The 17,828-nt window shown below is 70.4% G+C and carries 20 protein-coding genes and 3 pseudogenes; 10 read left to right on the forward strand and 13 right to left on the reverse strand.

Translation table 11 applies throughout. The features are described 5' to 3' along the window. Nucleotides 1-10: 10 nt before the first annotated feature. The 7 genes from AB0L65_RS03830 (at nt 11) to AB0L65_RS03860 (ending at nt 5,383) form a co-directional block, all read left to right on the forward strand. Nucleotides 11-313: an urease subunit gamma gene (locus AB0L65_RS03830; RefSeq protein WP_080041930.1), complete on the forward strand. Its 303-nt coding sequence runs from the start codon at nt 11-13 to the stop codon at nt 311-313. Beyond that, nucleotides 310-621: an urease subunit beta gene (locus tag AB0L65_RS03835; protein ID WP_350724958.1), complete on the forward strand. Its 312-nt coding sequence runs from the start codon at nt 310-312 to the stop codon at nt 619-621. Before AB0L65_RS03830 ends, AB0L65_RS03835 begins: the two co-directional genes overlap by 4 nt. Then, nucleotides 614-2,320, forward strand: coding sequence for an urease subunit alpha (locus AB0L65_RS03840; protein WP_364240018.1), 1,707 nt, complete (start codon nt 614-616; stop codon nt 2,318-2,320). The genes AB0L65_RS03835 and AB0L65_RS03840 overlap by 8 nt, the downstream gene beginning before the upstream one ends. 4 nt (nt 2,321-2,324) lie before the next feature. Further along, nucleotides 2,325-3,200 (forward strand): urease accessory UreF family protein, encoded by an 876-nt coding sequence (locus tag AB0L65_RS03845; RefSeq protein WP_364240020.1) that lies wholly within the window; start codon nt 2,325-2,327, stop codon nt 3,198-3,200. 16 nt (nt 3,201-3,216) lie between these two features. Further along, a complete protein-coding gene (gene ureG / locus AB0L65_RS03850) occupies nt 3,217-3,891 on the forward strand; it encodes an urease accessory protein UreG (protein ID WP_363967450.1) in 675 nt (224 codons plus the stop codon). Next, nucleotides 3,891-4,637: an urease accessory protein UreD gene (locus tag AB0L65_RS03855; protein ID WP_364240022.1), complete on the forward strand. Its 747-nt coding sequence runs from the start codon at nt 3,891-3,893 to the stop codon at nt 4,635-4,637. Before ureG ends, AB0L65_RS03855 begins: the two co-directional genes overlap by 1 nt. Before the next feature lie 275 nt (nt 4,638-4,912). Beyond that, nucleotides 4,913-5,383 carry a hypothetical protein gene (locus tag AB0L65_RS03860; protein WP_364240024.1) on the forward strand — a complete coding sequence of 157 codons (471 nt, stop codon included), beginning with the start codon at nt 4,913-4,915 and terminating at the stop codon, nt 5,381-5,383. 47 nt (nt 5,384-5,430) lie between these two features. Here the strand turns inward: AB0L65_RS03860 and era are convergent, their stop codons facing one another. The 10 genes and pseudogenes from era to AB0L65_RS03910 form a co-directional block, all read right to left on the reverse strand. Next, nucleotides 5,431-6,348 (reverse strand): GTPase Era, encoded by a 918-nt coding sequence (gene era / locus AB0L65_RS03865; protein WP_350724946.1) that lies wholly within the window; start codon nt 6,346-6,348, stop codon nt 5,431-5,433. 9 nt (nt 6,349-6,357) lie between these two features. Continuing rightward, nucleotides 6,358-6,813 (reverse strand): NUDIX domain-containing protein, encoded by a 456-nt coding sequence (locus AB0L65_RS03870; protein WP_364240025.1) that lies wholly within the window; start codon nt 6,811-6,813, stop codon nt 6,358-6,360. Between the two features lie 29 nt (nt 6,814-6,842). After that, entirely contained in the window at nt 6,843-7,160 is a 318-nt protein-coding gene (locus tag AB0L65_RS03875) for a cytidine deaminase (protein WP_364240027.1), read from the reverse strand. Nucleotides 7,161-7,235: 75 nt separating this feature from the next. Further along, a complete protein-coding gene (locus tag AB0L65_RS03880) occupies nt 7,236-7,865 on the reverse strand; it encodes a hypothetical protein (protein ID WP_364240029.1) in 630 nt (209 codons plus the stop codon). Between the two features lie 336 nt (nt 7,866-8,201). Further along, nucleotides 8,202-9,494, reverse strand: coding sequence for a hemolysin family protein (locus AB0L65_RS03885; protein ID WP_364240031.1), 1,293 nt, complete (start codon nt 9,492-9,494; stop codon nt 8,202-8,204). After that, nucleotides 9,491-9,967, reverse strand: coding sequence for an rRNA maturation RNase YbeY (gene ybeY / locus AB0L65_RS03890; RefSeq protein WP_350724937.1), 477 nt, complete (start codon nt 9,965-9,967; stop codon nt 9,491-9,493). Before ybeY ends, AB0L65_RS03885 begins: the two co-directional genes overlap by 4 nt. Further along, nucleotides 9,964-10,299: pseudogene (locus tag AB0L65_RS03895) on the reverse strand (PhoH family protein); the annotation flags it as partial. The gene ybeY and the pseudogene AB0L65_RS03895, both read right to left, overlap by 4 nt. A gap of 261 nt (nt 10,300-10,560) precedes the next feature. Then, nucleotides 10,561-11,388 (reverse strand): annotated as a pseudogene (locus AB0L65_RS03900) (LAGLIDADG family homing endonuclease); the annotation flags it as partial. Next, nucleotides 11,377-12,081: pseudogene (locus AB0L65_RS03905) on the reverse strand (PhoH family protein); the annotation flags it as partial. The pseudogenes AB0L65_RS03905 and AB0L65_RS03900, both read right to left, overlap by 12 nt. Before the next feature lie 91 nt (nt 12,082-12,172). Then, nucleotides 12,173-12,517, reverse strand: a complete 345-nt coding sequence (locus AB0L65_RS03910) for a histidine triad nucleotide-binding protein (protein ID WP_350724934.1) — start codon at nt 12,515-12,517, stop codon at nt 12,173-12,175. A 280-nt stretch (nt 12,518-12,797) separates the two neighbouring features. Here AB0L65_RS03910 and AB0L65_RS03915 point away from each other — a divergent pair, with 280 nt between their 5' ends. Together AB0L65_RS03915 and AB0L65_RS03920 are read left to right on the forward strand one after the other, a co-directional pair. Continuing rightward, nucleotides 12,798-13,310, forward strand: a complete 513-nt coding sequence (locus AB0L65_RS03915) for a SigE family RNA polymerase sigma factor (protein WP_080047132.1) — start codon at nt 12,798-12,800, stop codon at nt 13,308-13,310. Beyond that, nucleotides 13,307-13,957 carry a hypothetical protein gene (locus tag AB0L65_RS03920; RefSeq protein ID WP_364240034.1) on the forward strand — a complete coding sequence of 217 codons (651 nt, stop codon included), beginning with the start codon at nt 13,307-13,309 and terminating at the stop codon, nt 13,955-13,957. Before AB0L65_RS03915 ends, AB0L65_RS03920 begins: the two co-directional genes overlap by 4 nt. Nucleotides 13,958-13,963: 6 nt before the next feature. On the opposite strand, the gene AB0L65_RS03925 is transcribed toward AB0L65_RS03920, so the two are convergent. Genes AB0L65_RS03925 through hrcA form a run of 3 tightly spaced genes read right to left on the reverse strand, consistent with a single transcriptional unit; the run spans nt 13,964 to nt 16,855 of the window. After that, nucleotides 13,964-14,689, reverse strand: a complete 726-nt coding sequence (locus AB0L65_RS03925; RefSeq protein ID WP_355201842.1) for a 16S rRNA (uracil(1498)-N(3))-methyltransferase — start codon at nt 14,687-14,689, stop codon at nt 13,964-13,966. A gap of 1 nt (nt 14,690) precedes the next feature. After that, complete coding sequence (gene dnaJ, locus AB0L65_RS03930) at nt 14,691-15,830, reverse strand: molecular chaperone DnaJ (protein WP_364240036.1); 1,140 nt, start codon at nt 15,828-15,830, stop codon at nt 14,691-14,693. 11 nt (nt 15,831-15,841) lie between these two features. Continuing rightward, nucleotides 15,842-16,855: a heat-inducible transcriptional repressor HrcA gene (gene hrcA, locus AB0L65_RS03935; RefSeq protein ID WP_350724927.1), complete on the reverse strand. Its 1,014-nt coding sequence runs from the start codon at nt 16,853-16,855 to the stop codon at nt 15,842-15,844. Between the two features lie 158 nt (nt 16,856-17,013). On the opposite strand from hrcA, the gene AB0L65_RS03940 reads away from it, so the two are divergent. Beyond that, nucleotides 17,014-17,814: a hypothetical protein gene (locus AB0L65_RS03940; RefSeq protein WP_364240038.1), complete on the forward strand. Its 801-nt coding sequence runs from the start codon at nt 17,014-17,016 to the stop codon at nt 17,812-17,814. Nucleotides 17,815-17,828 lie beyond the last annotated feature (14 nt).

Here is a 17,828-nt window from a genome sequence, read left to right on the forward strand (position 1 = left end):
TGGTCCGGCCATGCGGCTTACCTCACACGAGCAGGAACGGCTGCTCATCCACGTCGCCGCCGGGGTGGCGCGCGAGCGGCAGGCCAGGGGCCTGCGCCTGAACCACCCCGAGGCTACCGCCATCATCGCGTCGTTCCTCATGGAGGGGGCCAGGGACGGGCGCTCCGTGGCCGACCTGATGGAGGCCGGACGGTCGGTGCTCGGCCGGGCCGACGTCATGGAAGGCGTGCCGGAGATGCTGGAGAGCGTGCAGATCGAGGCGACGTTCCCCGACGGCACGAAGCTGGTCACCGTACACAGGCCGATCCCGTGATCCCGGGCGAGTACGTGCACCCCGAGGGCGCTCACACCCTCAACCCCGGGCGCGAGCGCCGCACGCTGCGGGTGGTGAACACGGCGGACCGGCCGGTACAGGTGGGCTCGCACTACCACTTCGCGGCCGCCAACCCGGGGCTGGAGTTCGACAGGAAGGCGGCCTGGGGCATGCGGCTGGACGTGCCGGCGGGGACGGCGGTCAGGTTCGAGCCGGGCGTCGAGCGCGACGTGACGCTCGTGCCGCTGGCGGGCAACCGGGTCGTGCCCGGGCTGCGGCCGGAGTGGGCGGGGCCGCTCGATGGCTGACATCTCGCGCGCCCGGTACGCGGCGCTCTACGGCCCCACGGTCGGCGACCAGATCCGGCTGGCCGACACCGACCTGTTCATCGAGGTCACCGAGGACCTGTCGATCGGGCCCGCCGGGCCGGGCGACGAGGCGGTGTTCGGCGGCGGCAAGGTCATCCGCGAGTCCATGGGACAGGCGCGGACCACCCGGGCACAGGGCGCGGCCGACCTGGTCATCACCGGCGCGGTGATCCTCGACCACTGGGGCGTGGTCAAGGCCGACGTCGGCATCCGCGACGGCCGCGTCTACGCCATCGGCAAGGCCGGCAACCCCGACACGATGGACGGCGTCGACCTGGTCATCGGGCCGTCCACAGAGGTGCTCGCGGGCAACGGCAAGATCCTCACCGCCGGGGGCGTCGACTCGCACGTCCACCTGATCTGCCCACAGGTCCTCGACGAGGCGATCGCGTCCGGCGTCACCACGATCGTCGGCGGCGGCACCGGACCCGTCGAGGGCACCAAGGCGACGACCGTCACCGGAGCCTGGTACCTGGGCCGGATGCTGGAGTCGCTGGACGCGTACCCGCTGAACTTCGCGCTGCTCGGCAAGGGCAACACGGTCTCCACCGACGGCCTGACGGAGCAGCTCGAGGCCGGGGCCTCCGGCTTCAAGCTGCACGAGGACTGGGGCTCGACGCCGGCCGCCATCGACGCCTGCCTGAGCGTGGCGGACGCGTCGGGGGTGCAGGTGACGCTGCACACGGACACCCTGAACGAGGCGGGGTTCGTGGAGTCGACGCTGAAGGCCATCGGGGATCGGATGATCCACGCGTACCACACCGAAGGGGCCGGCGGCGGGCACGCTCCCGACATCATCCGCGTCGCCTCCTACCCCAACATCCTGCCCTCCTCCACCAACCCCACCCGGCCGCACACCGTCAACACGCTGGACGAACACCTCGACATGCTCATGGTGTGCCACCACCTCAACCCGTCGATCCCGGAGGACCTGGCCTTCGCCGAGTCGCGCATCCGGCCGGCGACGATGGCCGCCGAGGACGTGCTGCACGATCTGGGGGCGATCTCGATGATCGGCTCGGACTCGCAGGCGATGGGGCGGATCGGGGAGACGATCATCCGTACGTGGCAGACGGCGCACGTCATGAAAGGCCGCCGGGGGTCGCTGGGTGGGTCCGCGGACAACCTGCGAGCCCGCCGCTATATCGCGAAATATACGATTTGTCCGGCTATCGCCCACGGGCTGGACGGCGAGATCGGCTCCGTCGAACGCGGCAAGCTCGCCGACCTCGTCCTCTGGGACCCGGCGTTCTTCGGGGTCAAGCCCGACCTCGTCCTCAAGGGCGGGGTGGTGGCCTGGGCACAGATGGGCGACGCCAACGCCTCCATCCCGACGCCGCAGCCGGTGCTGCCCCGTCCCATGTTCGGCGCCTCACCGGTGACCGCCGCCGCCACCTCGCTCCACTTCGTCGCGCCGGTGGCCCTGGAGTCCGGCCTCGCCGACCGGCTGTCCGTACGCCGCCGCCTGGCTCCGGTGGCGGACGTACGACGGCGCGGCAAGTCCTCGATGCCGCTCAACGACGCCATGCCCCGGATCGAGGTGGCGCCCGACACGTTCGAGGTCCGCATCGACGGCGACCTCGTCGAACCGGCCCCCGCCACCCGCCTTCCCCTGGCCCAGCGCTACTTCCTCTTCTGATGCCATGAACCCAGCGCTGCTCCTCCTCGCCGACTCCCGCCTCCCGGCCGGCGGCCACGCCCACTCGGGCGGCACCGAACAGGCCATCACGTCGGGAGCGGTCTCCGACGTGCCCTCGCTGGCACGTTTCCTACGAGGCCGCCTCCACACCACCGGCGCCCTCGCCGCCACCCTCACAGCCGCCGCCCACACCCAGGCCACCACCCCGGCGCCTCAGCCGCTCTCCAGCGCGAGCACCACCACTGGGGCGGAGGCCGATGCCGAAGTCGGTCAGGTCGCGGCCGGGTCGCCGTGGGTGCTGCTCGACGCCGAGGTCGATGCCAGGACCGCCGCCCCCGCCCAGCGGGACGCGTCCAGGACCCAGGGCAGGCTCCTCCTCAGGGTCGCCCGCCGCGTGTGGCCGTCACCGGTGCTCGATGAGCTGGCGCGAGCCGTACCGAGCCCCCATCACCCGATCGCGCTCGGAGCGGTGGCGTACGCGGCGGGCGCCACGGCCGAGGAGGCGGCCATGGCGGCGGCGTACCATGCGATCAGCGGCCCGGCCACGGCGGCGGTGCGGCTCCTGGGCCTCGACCCGGTGGCCGTGCACGGGCTCCTGGCCGACCTCACCCCCGACCTCACGGCCATCGCCACCGAAGCCCACCTCGCCGTGACGAACGCCCGCTCCACCGCTCACCAGGACGTGACGGACGCCGACTCCACCGTCCACCCCACCGTGACGGACGCCGACTCCACCGTCCATCCCGGCTCCACGAGGCAGACCCCGGATCCCGCAGACCCGCTCCCCTGGTTGGCGGCGCTGCCCGCGTACTCGTCCCCAGCCCTTGACCTCCTGGCCGAGCAGCACGCGCGCGCCGAGGTCAGGTTGTTCGTCTCCTAAGGAAGGATCCCCAGACATGGGTGCCAATCACGACGACCACCACCACGCCCCCGACGGCCGCGGCCGGGCGCTGCGGCTCGGGGTGGGCGGCCCGGTAGGGAGCGGCAAGACGGCCCTGGTGGCCGCGCTGTGCAGGACGCTGGGCCCGTCGCTGTCCCTCGGGGTGGTGACGAACGACATCTACACCACCGAGGACGCCGACTTCCTGCGCCGGGCGGGCGTGCTCGACCCCGAGCGCATCCTCGCCGTCGAGACCGGTTGCTGCCCCCACACCGCCATCCGCGACGACATCGCCGCGAACCTCGACGCCGTGGAGACCCTGGAGCACCGCTTCGGCCCGCTGGACCTGGTGATCGTGGAGAGCGGCGGCGACAACCTGACGGCCACGTTCAGCCGGGGCCTGGCGGACAGGCAGATCTTCGTCCTGGACGTGTCGGGTGGCGACAAGGTGCCGCGCAAAGGTGGTCCGGGGGTGACGACGGCGGACCTGCTGGTCGTCAACAAGACCGACCTGGCCCCGATGGTGGGCGCCGACCTGGGCGTGATGGACCGCGACGCGGCGGCCGTACGCGGTGACAGGCCGGTGCTGTTCACCTCGATCAGGCAGGAGCCCACCGCCGCCACGGTCGCTTCCTGGGTGTCCGAGCAGGTGACGGCCTGGTCCCACACCCACGCGGCCGCCGTCTCCTGATGCCCGCGAGCACCCGGCCCGGCCGCCGCGGGATGAAGGCGAGCGCCGCCGTCGCGACGGCCTCGTCCCCGGACGGCCGGACCCTCATCCGCCGGCTGGCCTCGGCGCCCCCGCTGACGCTGCGCCAGACGGGGCCGTACACCGTGCATCTCATCTCCACGGCGGCGGGCCCGCTCGGCGGCGACCGGCTCTCCCTGGACCTGGACGTCGCCCCGCGCACCACCTTGGAGCTGGGCTCGGTCGCCAGCACCCTGGTCCTGCCGGGGGACGGCACGTCCGAGATGCTGGTCACGGCCCGGGTGGGGGCGGGCGCCACACTCCGCTTCACGCCGGAGCCCACGGTGCTCGCCGCCGGGTGCGAGCATCGGCTCCTGGTACGCCTGGAGATGGCGGCGGACGCCGAGGTGCTGTGGCGCGAGGAGATCGTCTTCGGTCGCCACGGCGAGGTCTCGGGGCGTTGCCACGCCCGCTTCGACGCGACGTGCGACGGCCGCCCGGTGCTCCGGCAGGAGTTCACCGTGGGCGACCCGGCCGTGGACACCTCCCCGGCCGTCTACGGCTCTGCCCGCTGCGTCGGCACCACGTTCCTCACGACGTCCGCCAAGGAGCCGGTGGTGGCCGAGGGCGTCGCCGTCCTACCCCTGGCCGGTCGGGGCACGCTCGTGTCCGCCCTGGCCGCGGACGCCGTCCAGCTCCGCTCCCGCCTCGAATGGGGCGAACGCACCACCCTCACCCCGGAGCCCTGACCTGGCGAACCCGTTAAGGCGAGGAAGGGGTGGCAGGGGGAAGCGGCACGACCACCCCGTATCGCCCAGCCCCAGCGGCTCGATAACGACACCCGGTACCGGCCGCCAGCGGGCAGCGGCAGGTGGCGACGGGTGACGGCCCGCGGTGGTTGGAGGCCGCGGTCACGGACGACGGCGGTCACGGACGACGGGGCGACCGGCGGCGGTTGGCGGTGATGGTGACGACCCCGTTGCGTTCGGTGGTGGGAGGCGGGTGTCCGGCTTACAGTGATCGTGTGGCCGATTACCTCCAGCCCGCCCCCGCCAAACCGGCGGCCCGCCGCGGCTATGCCCTGGCCGTCGTGTTGGCCGGAGCGTTGCTGGTGTTCTGTGCCGTCCTGCCGTGGTCCGGGCTCGAGGTGCGCAGCGAGCTGATCGGCGGCGGGCTGGCCAACGACATCCGCGGCATCGACGACACGTTCGGCGTCTACACGCTGGTGGCGGGCCTGGCGGCGCTGGGCTGCGGCATCGCCGGGCTGCTCACCCGCCCCAGGGTCGCCGCCCTGGCCGCCGTCCCGGGGGCGGCGGCGGTGGCGGTGCTGGTGCTCTTCATGACCGACGGGAGCGGCGTCCGCGACCGGCTCTCCTTCGACCTGGGGCAGGTGCTGTCGGTCGGGCCGGTGATCAAGTTCGGCTGGTTCGCGGCCATGGGCTGCGCGGTGGCGGTCGTCGTGCTGTCCATCCTGGCGCTGGTCCGCCGCCCCTGAGCTGATCAGCCGGCCGTCCTGGCGCTGGTCCGCCGCCCCCGAGCCGATCAGTCGTAGAAGCCCAGGCGCCGCAGCTGCTTGGGGTCGCGCTGCCAGTCCTTGGCCACGCTGATCCGCAGGTCCAGGTAGACGCGGGTGCCGAGCAGGGCCTCGATCTGCTTGCGGGCCTTGGTGCCCACCTCGCGCAGCCGCTCGCCCTTGTGCCCGATGACGATCGCCTTCTGCGAGGGCCGCTCCACGAACAGGTGCGCGTAGATGTCCAGCAGGTCGTCCCGCCCCTCCCGGGGCATCATCTCGTCGACGACCACGGCGATCGAGTGGGGCAGCTCGTCGCGTACGCCCTCCAGCGCCGCCTCCCTGATCAGCTCGCCCACCAGCACCTGCTCGGGCTCGTCGGTGAGCTGGCCGTCCTCGTAGAGGGGCGGCGACTCGGGCATGTGCTCGATCAGCACGTCGGCCAGCACGTCGAGCTGCTCACCCGACTGCGCCGACACCGGCACGATCGCGGCGAACTCCCCCACCTGCGACACCGCCAGCAGTTGCTCCGCGATCTGCTCCTTGGACGCCAGGTCGCACTTGGTCACGACCGCCACGACCGGCGTCTTCTTCACCGCCGCCAGCTTGTCGGCGATGAACCGGTCACCCTTGCCGATCGGCTCGTTGGCGGGCACGCAGAAGCCGATCGCGTCGACCTCGGTCAGCGTGGACAGCACCAGGCTGTCGAGCCGCTCGCCGAGCAGCGTGCGCGGCCGGTGCAGGCCCGGCGTGTCGACGATGACGAGCTGGGCGTCGGGCCGGTGCACGATGCCTCTGATGGTGCGCCTGGTCGTCTGCGGCTTGGACGAGGTGATCGCCACCTTGCTGCCGACCAGGGCGTTCATGAGCGTGGACTTGCCGACGTTCGGCCTCCCCACGAAACAGGCGAATCCGGCGCGATGGTTGTCTGGCGAAGTCACATTCTGCATTGTGGCCTATCAGCGGGCATGCGCACGCCACCAGGCGAACGCCTGGGGCGCGGCGATCGGGGTCCAGGGCGTCGTCGGCAGCTCCGAGAACTCCTGCTCGGTCACCCATCGGTAGTCGGTGATCTCGACGCCGTCCGGCTCCGGCCCGGCGGAGCCCGGGGCGATCACGCAGGCGTAGGCGGCGATGACGTAGCCGACCTGATGGCCGTTCGGGTAGACGGTGCGGAACTCGGGGCCGCCGAACACGCCGACCAGGCCGCGTACCTCGATGTCGATGCCGAGCTCCTCGTGCAGCTCCCTGACGATGGCGTCCTCGGGCCGCTCGTCCGGGTCGATGCCGCCGCCGGGCGCGGCCCAGAGGTCGACGTCGCCGTGGCGGGCCACCAGGAGCCTGCCGGCGTCGTCGAACACGAAGCCCGCCGCCGACGGCAGCATGAGCAGATCGGTGCCAACCTTCTCCCGCAATTTCGCCAAAAATGGCGACATCGGCATGATCAGCCCCGCAGCTTTCCGTCGGGACCGGCCACGAGCAGCGCCTTGACGCCCAGCTCCGCGGCCACGGCCTCGTCGGCGGCGCTCGGCGCGCCCTCGCTCACCAGCGCCACGGCCTCCAGGGACCGCGCGCCGCTGGAGACCGCCATGGCCACGGCCACCTGCACCGCCGACAGCGCGAGCGCGTCCAGCGCCACGTTGGTCGCCGAGTACGTACGGCCGGTCTCGTCGCGTACGGCGGCCCCTTCCGCGGACTCGTTACGCACTCGGGCCGCCCGGGCCAGAGTGATGATCTTGCTGTCTTCAGGATCGAGTGTCACGGGAACAAGGCTACGAGAAATCCGCCAAGCGGATTGCCCCCGCGGCCTCGACCGGGTCTGACAGCAGGCTTCCTGTCAGTGGGTCCCGGTCATGGAGATGACCGCGTCGACCACCTCGCTGGTACGGGCCGCGTCCACGTCGTTCATGCCCGTGTGCACGACCGAGACCAGCGTGTCGCCCACCCGCGACAGCACGACGTCCATCGCGTACGGGTAGCCGTTCAGGCGCCCGCTCAGCCGCGCGCCCACGGTCTCGTCGGCCGCGTTCTCGACCGGGAGCTCCTGCGAGCGCAGGTCCGTGCCGGAGGACGTGCGTACCTCCCGGCACGACTCCAGGGCCTCGGCCAGCGCGTCGAGGTGCTCCTCGGCCTCCCCGTCCGCGTACCGGGCCAGCCCCACCCCGGCCTGCTCCCCCAGCCCGTCACCGCGGTAGCTGACCGCCGCCTCGGCCGTCAGCGCCTGCCGCGGCGCCAGCCCTCCGACGGGCTCGAGCACGGCCATGCAGTTGCTGTCGGCCTGCGCGAACGGCATCCGCCACGCCTGCTCGGGCCGGGCCGTGAAGCCGTCGGGCAACGGCGGCTCCTTGCTGAGCACCTCGCGCAGGTGCGCGGTGGCCTGCGCGTCGAGAGCGCTCCCCGTCCCCCCGCTGACGCAACCCCCCAGAACGCCGGCCAGCAGGGCACAGGCGATGATCTCGCGTTTCATGATTCCCCCTGGATCGCAGCCTCCCCAACCGACGAATGCGGCAATCCACCGGAGCTTCCACCAATGCGCAAAAAGGGTGCCCCCACCCGGTTTTCCGGACGAGAACACCCTTTACGCCGACCTGCGTCCCAGCCGGCTGGGCAGCCGGCCGGGACACCGTCGTTCCCCCCAGGGACATCCTCTCGCCGCGAACCCCACCCGGCGTTCGGATGCTTTCCCCTCTGACACCCACCGCACTGGATGTCGTGGTTAGAGAGTGCCCGGACCGGCTTGCAGAAGACTTGTAGAACGCTTGCGACCTTCGTCCGCCTTCGCCCGGACCCGCCCTGAGACAGGTCAGTCCTCGGTGCCGACCGGTTCGGTGTCGTCCTCCGGGGGCTTGACGCGGCGGACCACCACCGTGCTGATGCGGTTGCGGCGGCCCGCCAGGCTCTCGGCGGTGAGCATGAGCCCGGCCACCTCGGCCTGCGACCCGGCGATGGGCACCCGGCCCAGAGCGTGGGCGAGCAGCCCGCCCACGGTCTCCACGTCGTCGACCTCGATCTCCGTGTCGAACAGCTCGCCCAGCTCGTCGACCGGCATCCGGGCCGTCACCCGCATCCCGCCGTCGGACATGGGCTCGACGCGGGGCGCCTCCTGGTCGTACTCGTCGGTGATCTCGCCGACGATCTCCTCCAGCACGTCCTCGATCGTGACCAGCCCGGCGGTGCCGCCGTACTCGTCGATGACGATGGCGATGTGGATCTGGCGCGCCTGCATCTCCCGCATGAGCTGGTCGATGGGCTTGCTCTCGGGCACGTACGCGGCCGTCCGCATGATCGACTCGACCGTGTCCTCACCCCCGCCCTCGCCGGACTCGTGGATCTTGCGGGCGATGTCCTTGAGGTAGGCGATGCCGATGACGTCGTCCTCGTTCTCGCCCACGACGGGGATGCGGGAGAACCCGCTGCGCAGCGCCAGCGACAGGGCCTGGCTGATCGACTTGCCGCGTTCGATGTGGACCATGTCGGTGCGCGGCACCATGACCTCGCGCACCAGCGTGTCACCCAGCTCGAAGACCGAGTGGATCATCTCGCGCTCGTCCGGCTCGATCACCCGGCGCTCCTCGGCCAGGTCGACCAGCTCGCGCAGCTCGGCCTCCGAGGTGAACGGCCCGTCGCGGAACCCCTTGCCGGGGGTCAGGGCGTTGCCGAGCAGGATGAGCAGCTTGGGCAGCGGGCCGAAGATGCGGGTCAGGCCGTAGACGATGGGGGCGCTGGCCAGCGCGACCGGTTCGGCGTGCTGGCGGCCCAGCGTACGCGGCATGACACCGACCACGACGTAGCTAACCACGATCATCACGACCGCGGCCCAGACGTACGCCCAGCCCTGGTCGTGCATGAGGTCGATGAACAGCAGGGTCGCGATGACCGTGGCCACCAGCTCGCAGCTCAGCCTGAGCAGCAGGAGCAGATTGAGGTAGCGGGGCGGGTCGTTGACGATGGCCTGCAGGCGCACCGCGCCCCGCCGGCCCTCACGCACGTATTCCTCGGTGCGCACCCTTGAGATGCGCGTCAGTGCCGTCTCCGCGCTGGCGATCAAGCCACCGATGATCACGAGCGCGATGGCCGACAGCAACCAGGCGTTCACTGCGGGTTGCGCACCTCCTGCCACGACTCCAGGAGCCGGGCCTGCAGGCCGAACATCTCCTTGTGCTCCTCGGGCTCGGCGTGGTCGTAGCCGAGCAGGTGGAGGATGCCGTGGGTGCACAGCAGCTCCAGCTCGTCGGCCGCGCTGTGGCCCGCCTCCTTGGCCTGCCGGGCTGCCACGTGCGGGCAGAGCACGACGTCGCCGAGGAGCGCCGGGTCGGCCGGGCTCTCCGAGTCGCCGCGCGCTCCGCCGCCGGGGCGCAGCTCGTCCATCGGGAACGCCAGCACGTCGGTCGGCCCCGGCTCGCCCATCCACTTCTCGTGGAGCTCGGCCATGGCGTCCTCGTCGACCACCACGATGGACAGCTCGGCGAGCGGGTTGATGCCCATCTCGCCGAGCACGTGAGCGGCCAGGGCGGAGAGTTTCTCCTCGTCGACCTCTACGCCGGACTCGTTGTTGATCTCGATGCTCATGGTCGCCGCTTCCCCCGGTGCTGGATGCTCTTGGGCTCCTGCGCGGCCTGCGTGGCGTCGTAACGCCCGTACGCGTCCACGATCTCGCTCACCAGCTTGTGACGGACCACGTCGGCGCTGGACAGGCGCGCGAAGTGGATGTCGGGGATGCCGTCGAGGATCTCCTGGACGACCCGCAGCCCGCTCGTCGTGCCGGCGGGCAGGTCGACCTGCGTCACGTCACCGGTCACCACGATCTTGGAGTTGAACCCGAGCCGGGTGAGGAACATCTTCATCTGCTCGGCCGAGGAGTTTTGCGCCTCGTCGAGGATGATGAACGCGTCGTTGAGCGTATTGTGTGTCAGGAGGAAGTCCTCGGTGACGTAGAGCGAGTCTTCGGCGGCCACCTGGATACACACGCACTCCGCAGTGCCGCGCGGCTCGATGCGATCAACGTAGCGCATCGGCCGACCGCCCCCGGACGTCTTGTAGATCTCCGCCTTCCGCGACAACCGGAAAGGCTCGATGCCCTCCGGAAGCCGGATGTCGAGGATGTACGCGTCGTGGCGGTGACGGATCTGTCGCCCCTTCGCCAGTCCCGGCTTACGCTCTCTCGCGGGGCGGGTGCGCCAATACACCACGCCCCCGAGGGACTGGATGAGAAAGACGACATCGTCGCGAAGCTGCGGCGACACTGTGGTGTATTGGATCCTGCACGTCCGGCCCTGCTGAGCGACAGGACCTCCGTCGGCGTCGAGCAGACCCTGGAGAACCGCGATCCTGATCTCCGCCGTGTTACGCAGATAGACCTCAGGAACGAACTTCGTGTGCGATCGGCAGCCCGACAGGCCCAACTGCCGCATGACGTCGGTGATCGGATTGGCGATCGTCATGCTGTCCCCGGGCTTCCTCACCCGGTTGAGCACGTAGTCCGGCCCACCCTTCCACCTGGCCTGCATACCGGGGAGAGCACGTTCGAGTGCCTCGACGAGTTGCGGGTCGTTCGTAGCGAAACTCGGGGTTGTGGTCCCTGTGACGCATCCGTCTCCCAGCAGCAGGCCGAGCGCGTAGGGATCCAATGAGACGTCGCGCTCGGGGAAGCAGACCGGCGCGCTCAGCAGCGGCAACTCCCACTTCCGGTGGTGTGCCGTCCGCAGGTCACCGATCATGTCCTTGGTCTGCAGCACCCGCCACGGCTTGCCCCGATCGGCGTCATCACGGGTGCGGACTGTCCAGAGATGCTCCTCAGAGGCGAGCACCGAGGCACCGTCCTGGCTGAAGAGCCGGTAGATCTTCTTCTCCCCCTGCGGATAGACGCCCAGCACAGGGGTCGGCTCGCCGTCCGACCCTATGACGAGGTCGCCGACTTCCAGCTCCCCGATGGAGCGGAACCCATCCGGAGTCAGCACGCCCGTGCCGACAGGGTGCGCCCTACCGCGCATGTACGCCAGCGGCGCGACCTCGATCGTGCCCGCGGCCATCAGCTTGGGGATCGAGTCGGGGTCGACCATGTCGTGCAGGGCGTCGTAGAGCGGCCGCAGGTAGGGGTCGATCTTCTCGTACAGGGTGCCGGGCAGGAAGCCCAGCCGCTCGCCGGCCTCGACGGCCGGGCGGGTCAGGATGATCCGGTTGACCCGCTTCTCCTGCAGCGCCCGCACGGCCTTGGCCATCGCGAGATAGGTCTTGCCGGTGCCGGCGGGGCCGATGCCGAACACGACCGTGTGCTGGTCGATCGCGTCGACGTAGCGCTTCTGGTTGACCGTCTTGGGCCTGATGGTGCGCCCGCGCGAGGAGAGGATGTCGAGCGACAGCACCTCGGCGGGACGGTCGGAGGTCATGCGGAGCATGGCGATGCTCCGCTCGACCGCGTCGGGGGTGAGCTCGCCGCCGCTGCGCAGGACCTCGACCAACTCCTCGAAGAGCCGCACCACGGTGCCGCTCTCGTCGGGGCTGCCGGTGACGGTGATCTCGTTACCCCGTACGTGGATGTCGGCCCTGAAGGCACCCTCGATGACGCGTAGCAGCTCGTCGCGGGAGCCCAGGAGGCTGACCATCGGGTATTCGTCCGGAATCAGCACCTTGGCTTGAGTGCGCGAGGGAGGTGCCGTACGTCGGGATTCGTGTAGTTCGGACATGGGCAGGCCAGCGGCCTGATGCCTCCAGGTCTCTTGCGTTGTTCGTCTGAGCCCATGGTATCCGGGACCCGGCCGATTGCTCTCCCCAATATCAGCCGGGGGGCCAGGTGAGGCCGCGCCCGCCCAGGACGTGGGCGTGCACGTGGAAGACCGTCTGCCCGGCGCCGGGCCCGGTGTTGAACACCACGCGGTAGCCGCCGTCGGCCACGCCCTCCTGCACGGCCACGGCGTGGGCGGTCTTGAGCACGTCGTCGGCCAGCCCGTCGTCGGCCTTGGCGAGCTCCGCGGCGTCGCGGTGGTGCTGCTTCGGGATGACCAGCACGTGGGTCGGAGCCTGCGGGTTGACGTCGCGGAACGCCAGCGTCCTGCCGGTTTCGTAAACGATCTCGGCGGGAATCTCCTTGGCGACGATTTGACAGAAGAGGCAATCGCTCACCCAGCCACCCTATCGAGACCCCCGACGTACGGAACCCGTTGCGAATCGGTAATCAGCTGTGTCGTGCGCAGGAAGATCCACACGGTTAGGGTAAGTGTGCGACACTTCAGCAAAAAAAGAGACGATTCAGGGTCGGGCGAGCGCCACCTGGCGAGGACACGACTGGGTAATGCACCCTAAGGAACCGGGGAAACCTCAAGAACCGGAAGAGCGTAAACCCTCTGGGAAGGCCGCGCGTCCCACTGATGTGACCACCGAAACCCTTCTGGCCGACAGGTCGATGGGGGCGGTGCCGGTCGGGTGGGATGCCGACATGGCCGTGACCGCGCTCTACAGCGCGCATTTTCGGTCGTTGGTGCGTCTTGCCGTGTTGCTGGTGCGAGACATAGCAACAGCCGAGGAAGTCGTGCAGGATGCGTTCGTCGCCATTCATGGCGCCTGGCGCAGGCTGCGCGACCCCGACAAGGCACTGGCCTACCTCCGTCAATCCGTCGTCAACCGGTCCCGTTCCGTGCTGCGTCACCGCGCGGTCGTCGAGAAGTACGCTCCCAAGGGTCTGCCGGACGCCCCGAGCGCCGAGAACGGCGCGATCGGCGAGCTGGAACGCTCCGCCGTCATCGAGGCGTTACGGGCCCTGCCGACCCGACAGAGAGAAGCACTGGTTCTGCGGTACTACGGTGATCTGTCCGAAGCTGAGATAGCCCACGCGATGGGCATCAGCAAGGGCGCGGTCAAGAGCCACACCGCACGTGGCATGGCCGCCTTGCGATCCGTTCTGGAGAAAATGTCATGACCCAGCCCCCCGACGAGCACGGAGATCTCCTGCGCCGTGCGCTCCGCGCGGAGGCGGACGCGGTCGTGCCCTCGCCGGACGGACTGGAGATCATCCGCACCCGCATCGAGCGGCGCGGCGTCCGCAATCTGTTCTGGTGGCGAGCGGGCGCGGCCGCCGCCAGCGCCCTCCTGGTGGCGGGAACGATCGTGATGGCCGTTCCCAGCCTGCGCTCGCAGATCATCGACCAGCCCGCCAAGTGGGTGGACAGCGAGACGACCTCCAAGGTGCCGTCCAACTCCTCCACCACCCGCTCCCAGGAGCCGCCGCCCAGGCAGCCGACCAGCCACGACCAGCACCCGGTGGGGATCCCCGAGATCCCCTCCAAGAGCCCGACGCCCCGGCCCACGAAGAGGGCCGAATCGACCACCAGGCCCTCGCCGACCCCCACTCCCACGACGACCGAGTGCCCGTCGCCCCTGGCCGAGCAGGCCGAGCCGCCGTCCGACTGCCCCACGGTCTCGCCGACCCCGACGCCGTCGTCATCGGTGGAGGAGACCCTGCAGCCCACGACGTGCCCGGCCGACGAGTGCCCGCCCGACGACATCACCGACAGTCCGACCGACGTGACCAGCCCGTTGGTGGACGCCTCTCACACGACGCCCTGAAAGGCCCTACCAGCGTCCGGTACGCGTGAGCAGCACCGAGGCCGCCGCCACCCCTGCCGTGGACGTACGCAGCACCGTGGGCCCCAGCAGCACGGACACCGCCCCTGCCGCCCGGAACCCGGCCAGTTCGTCGTCCGAGACGCCCCCTTCGGGCCCCACGACCACCACGATGTCGCCCGACGCGGGCAGCGCCACGCCGGACAGCGGCTCGGCCGCCTCCTCGTGCAGCACCAGCCCCAGCGCCGCGCCAGCCAGCAGTTTGTCGACCTGCGCGGTGGTGGCGGGCTCCGTCACCTCGGGAAGGTGGAACCTGCGGGCCTGCTTGCCCGCCTCACGAGCCGTCGAGCGCCACTTGTGCAGCCCCTTGGCGACCTTGTCGCCCTTCCACTGGGTGATGCTGCGCGAGGCGGCCCAGGGCACGATGACGTCCACGCCCGCCTCGGTCATCATCTCGACGGCCAGCTCGCCCCGGTCGCCCTTGGGCAGCCCCTGGACGACGACCAGCCGCGGCCGCGGCGGCTCGACCTCGTAGCGGCGCAGGACGTCGAGCCTCAGCGCGTCCTTGAGGACCTCGCGTACGACGCACTCGGCGACCGCGCCGGCGCCGTCCGTCAGATCGATCCGCTCACCGGCCCGCAGGCGCCGCACGGAGGCCGCGTGGCGCCCCTCCGGGCCGCCGAGCGTCAGCTCGGGGCCGTCCAGCTCCTGCGACAGGAACACCGGGACGGTCACGTCACCTGCCGTTGAAGGCGTCGCGCAGCCGCGAGAAGAAGCCCTGCTGACCGGGCGCGAACTTGCCCGGCGGCCGCTCCTCGCCCCGCTGCTTGGCCAGCTCGCGCAGCAGCTCCTCCTGCGCGGGCTCGAGGCGGGTCGGGGTCTCGACGTTGACGTGGATCAGCAGGTCGCCGCGGCCGGACTCGTTGAGCCGCTGCACGCCCCGCCCGAACATGGTGATGACCTGGCCCGACTGCGTGCCGGGGCGGACGTCGACCTCCTCCGAGCCGTCGAGCGTCTCGACCGCCAGGATGGTGCCGAGCGCGGCCGCCGTCATCGGGATCTGCACGGTGCAGTGGAGGTCGTCGCCGCGCCGCTCGAAGATCTCGTGGGCACGCTCGACGATCTCGAGGAACAGGTCTCCGGGCGGGCCGCCGCCGGGGCCGACCTCACCCTCGCCGGCGAGCTGGATGTGGGTGCCGTCCTCGACGCCCGCGGGGATGCGGACCTTGATCGTACGGCGGGTGCGCACCCGGCCGTCGCCGGAGCACTCCTGGCAGGGGTGGCGGATGATGGTGCCGAAACCGCCGCACTGCGGGCACGGCCGCGAGGTCATGACCTGGCCCAGGAACGAGCGGGTGACCTGGGAGATCTCGCCGCGCCCGTTGCACATGTCGCAGGTGTCGGGGTGGGTGCCGGCCGCCGTGCCGGCCCCGTGGCAGACCTCGCAGAGCACGGCCGTGTCGACGACCAGCTCACGCGTGGTGCCGAACGCCGTCTCGCGCAGGTCGAGCTCGACCCGGATGGTGGCGTTGCGTCCCCTGCGGGCACGCGAGCGCGGCCCCCTGGCGCCGGCCGCGGTGCCGAAGAACGCGTCCATGATGTCGCTGAAGGGGAAGCCCGCTCCGAAGCCGCCGGCGCCCGCGCCTGCTCCGGCGCCGCCGAAGGGGTCGCCACCCAGGTCGTACATCTGGCGCTTGTTCGGGTCGGACAGCACCTCGTAGGCCTGCGTGATCTCCTTGAACCGCTCCTGGGTCTCAGGATCGGGGTTCACGTCGGGATGCAGCTCGCGGGCAAGTCGGCGATAAGCCTTCTTGATCTCGTCCTGACTGGCGTCACGGCGCACCCCGAGGGTGGCGTAATAGTCGCTGTTTGCCACTTATCGACCTCTTATGATGCAGCCAGGATCTGGCTGACGTAGCGTGCCACCGCGCGCACGGCTCCCATCGTCACTGGGTAGTCCATCCTCGTGGGCCCCAACACCCCGAGCCGGGCCAGTTGGTTGTCGCCTGAACCGTATCCGGTCGCGACTATGGATGTCCCCCGCAGATAGGGGTTTTCGGAGCCGATGCGCACGGTGAGCGCGGACGGTGTGTCTGCGGATGTCTCGCCGAGCAGCCTCATGAGCACGACCTGCTCCTCCAGCGCCTCGAGCACGTCGCGCAGGCCGATCGAGAAGTCGGCGCCCGCGAGGTTGGCCGCGCCGGCGAACACGATCTTCTCGTCGTGCCGCTCGACCAGCGTCTCCAGCAGCACCGACAGGATCGTCGCCACCACCGGGCGGTCTTCGAGAGGGAGCCGCTCGGGCAGGTCGGCGACCAGCTCGGGCACGTTGCTCAGGCCGCAGCCGTCGAGGCAGGCGTTGAGGACCGCGCGCAGGTGGGCGATGCGGGTGTCCTCCACCACCTCGGGCAGCTCGATGACGCGCTGCTCGACGCGGCCGGTGTTGGTGATCAGCACGAGCATGACCCGCCGGTCGTTCAGCGGCACCAGCTCGACGTGCCTGACCGTCGAACGCGTCAGCGTCGGGTATTGCACCACCGCCACCTGCCTGGTCAGCTGCGCGAGCAGCCGGACCGTGCGGGTGACCACGTCGTCGAGGTCGACCGCACCGGCCAGGAACGTCTCGATGGCCCTGCGCTCGGCCCCGGACAGGGGCTTGACCTGCGAGAGCCGGTCGACGAACAGCCGATAGCCCTTGTCGGTCGGCACGCGGCCGGCGCTGGTGTGGGGTTGGGTGATGTAGCCCTCCTCCTCCAGCGCGGCCATGTCGTTCCTGACCGTCGCCGGGGAGACTTTCAGGTTGTGGCGCTCGGCGAGCGCCTTGGAGCCCACCGGTTCGTTGGTGGACACGTAGTCTTCGACAATGGCGCGGAGCACCGCCAGCTTCCGATCGTCGAGCACGTGCTCACCTCCTGCCTCTGACATCCAGGGAACGCAACCATCTAGCACTCTGCATTCCTGAGTGCCAAGTGTACGGCTCTCATCCACAAGGTGCGATAACACAAGGTCGCAACCAGGCTCCTAGCTTCTTACAAGGGGCAAGTACCACACTTGCCGACATGAGCGACAACTCCCCGCCTCCGCCGTATGGGCCCCAGCCCGGCTCCCAGCCGGGTTACGGCCCCCAGCCCGGGTCCCAGCCCGGCTACGGCCCTCAGCCCGGGTCTCAGCCCGGCTACGGCCAGCCACCGCCCCAGTACGGGCCGCCGCCGCAGTACGGGCCTCCGCCTCAGTACGGCCCGCTGCCCCAATACGGCCCACCTCCTCAGTACGGACAGTACGGCCAACAACCCCAATTCCCCGCACGAATCGACTCGAAAGCCATCAAACCGCGACTTTGGTGGATCGGGCTCGTCTGGGGCATCGCCGTGGTCTGCACCATCGCAGGCGTCGTCCTGTTCGCCACGGGCATCGTCAGCAGCGTCAGCAACATAGCCCCCACCAGGACGTTCGCGTCCGGCGAAACCGTGACGGTGCCGATCGACCCGGCGAACAAACCCGCCGTCTACCTATCCAGCGACACCGCCGTCCACTACGAGTGCCAGATCACCAACGGAGCCAGGCTCGCCAAGACCACCGGCACGCAGACGGTCACGTCCGGGTCCGTCAAGTGGGAGCAGATCCTCGTGATCAACGCGCCCACCAGGGGCGACTACCAGCTGTCCTGCACCACCCAGGAGCAGGCCGACGTGCGGTACGGCGTGGGCCGCGAGCTGACCGCGGCCGCGGGCGGCATCGCCGGCGGGGTCATGGCGCTCATCCTGATCCCCGGGGCGGGACTGCTCATCGCCATCGCCGGCACCATCATCGTGCTGGTCCGCCGCAGCGGCGCGCGCAAGCGCCTTGCGGTCGGCGGGTGATTTGCTACGGTCCC

It is taken from the genome of Nonomuraea sp. NPDC052116 (assembly GCF_040680035.1).
Classification (GTDB): domain Bacteria; phylum Actinomycetota; class Actinomycetes; order Streptosporangiales; family Streptosporangiaceae; genus Nonomuraea; species Nonomuraea angiospora_A.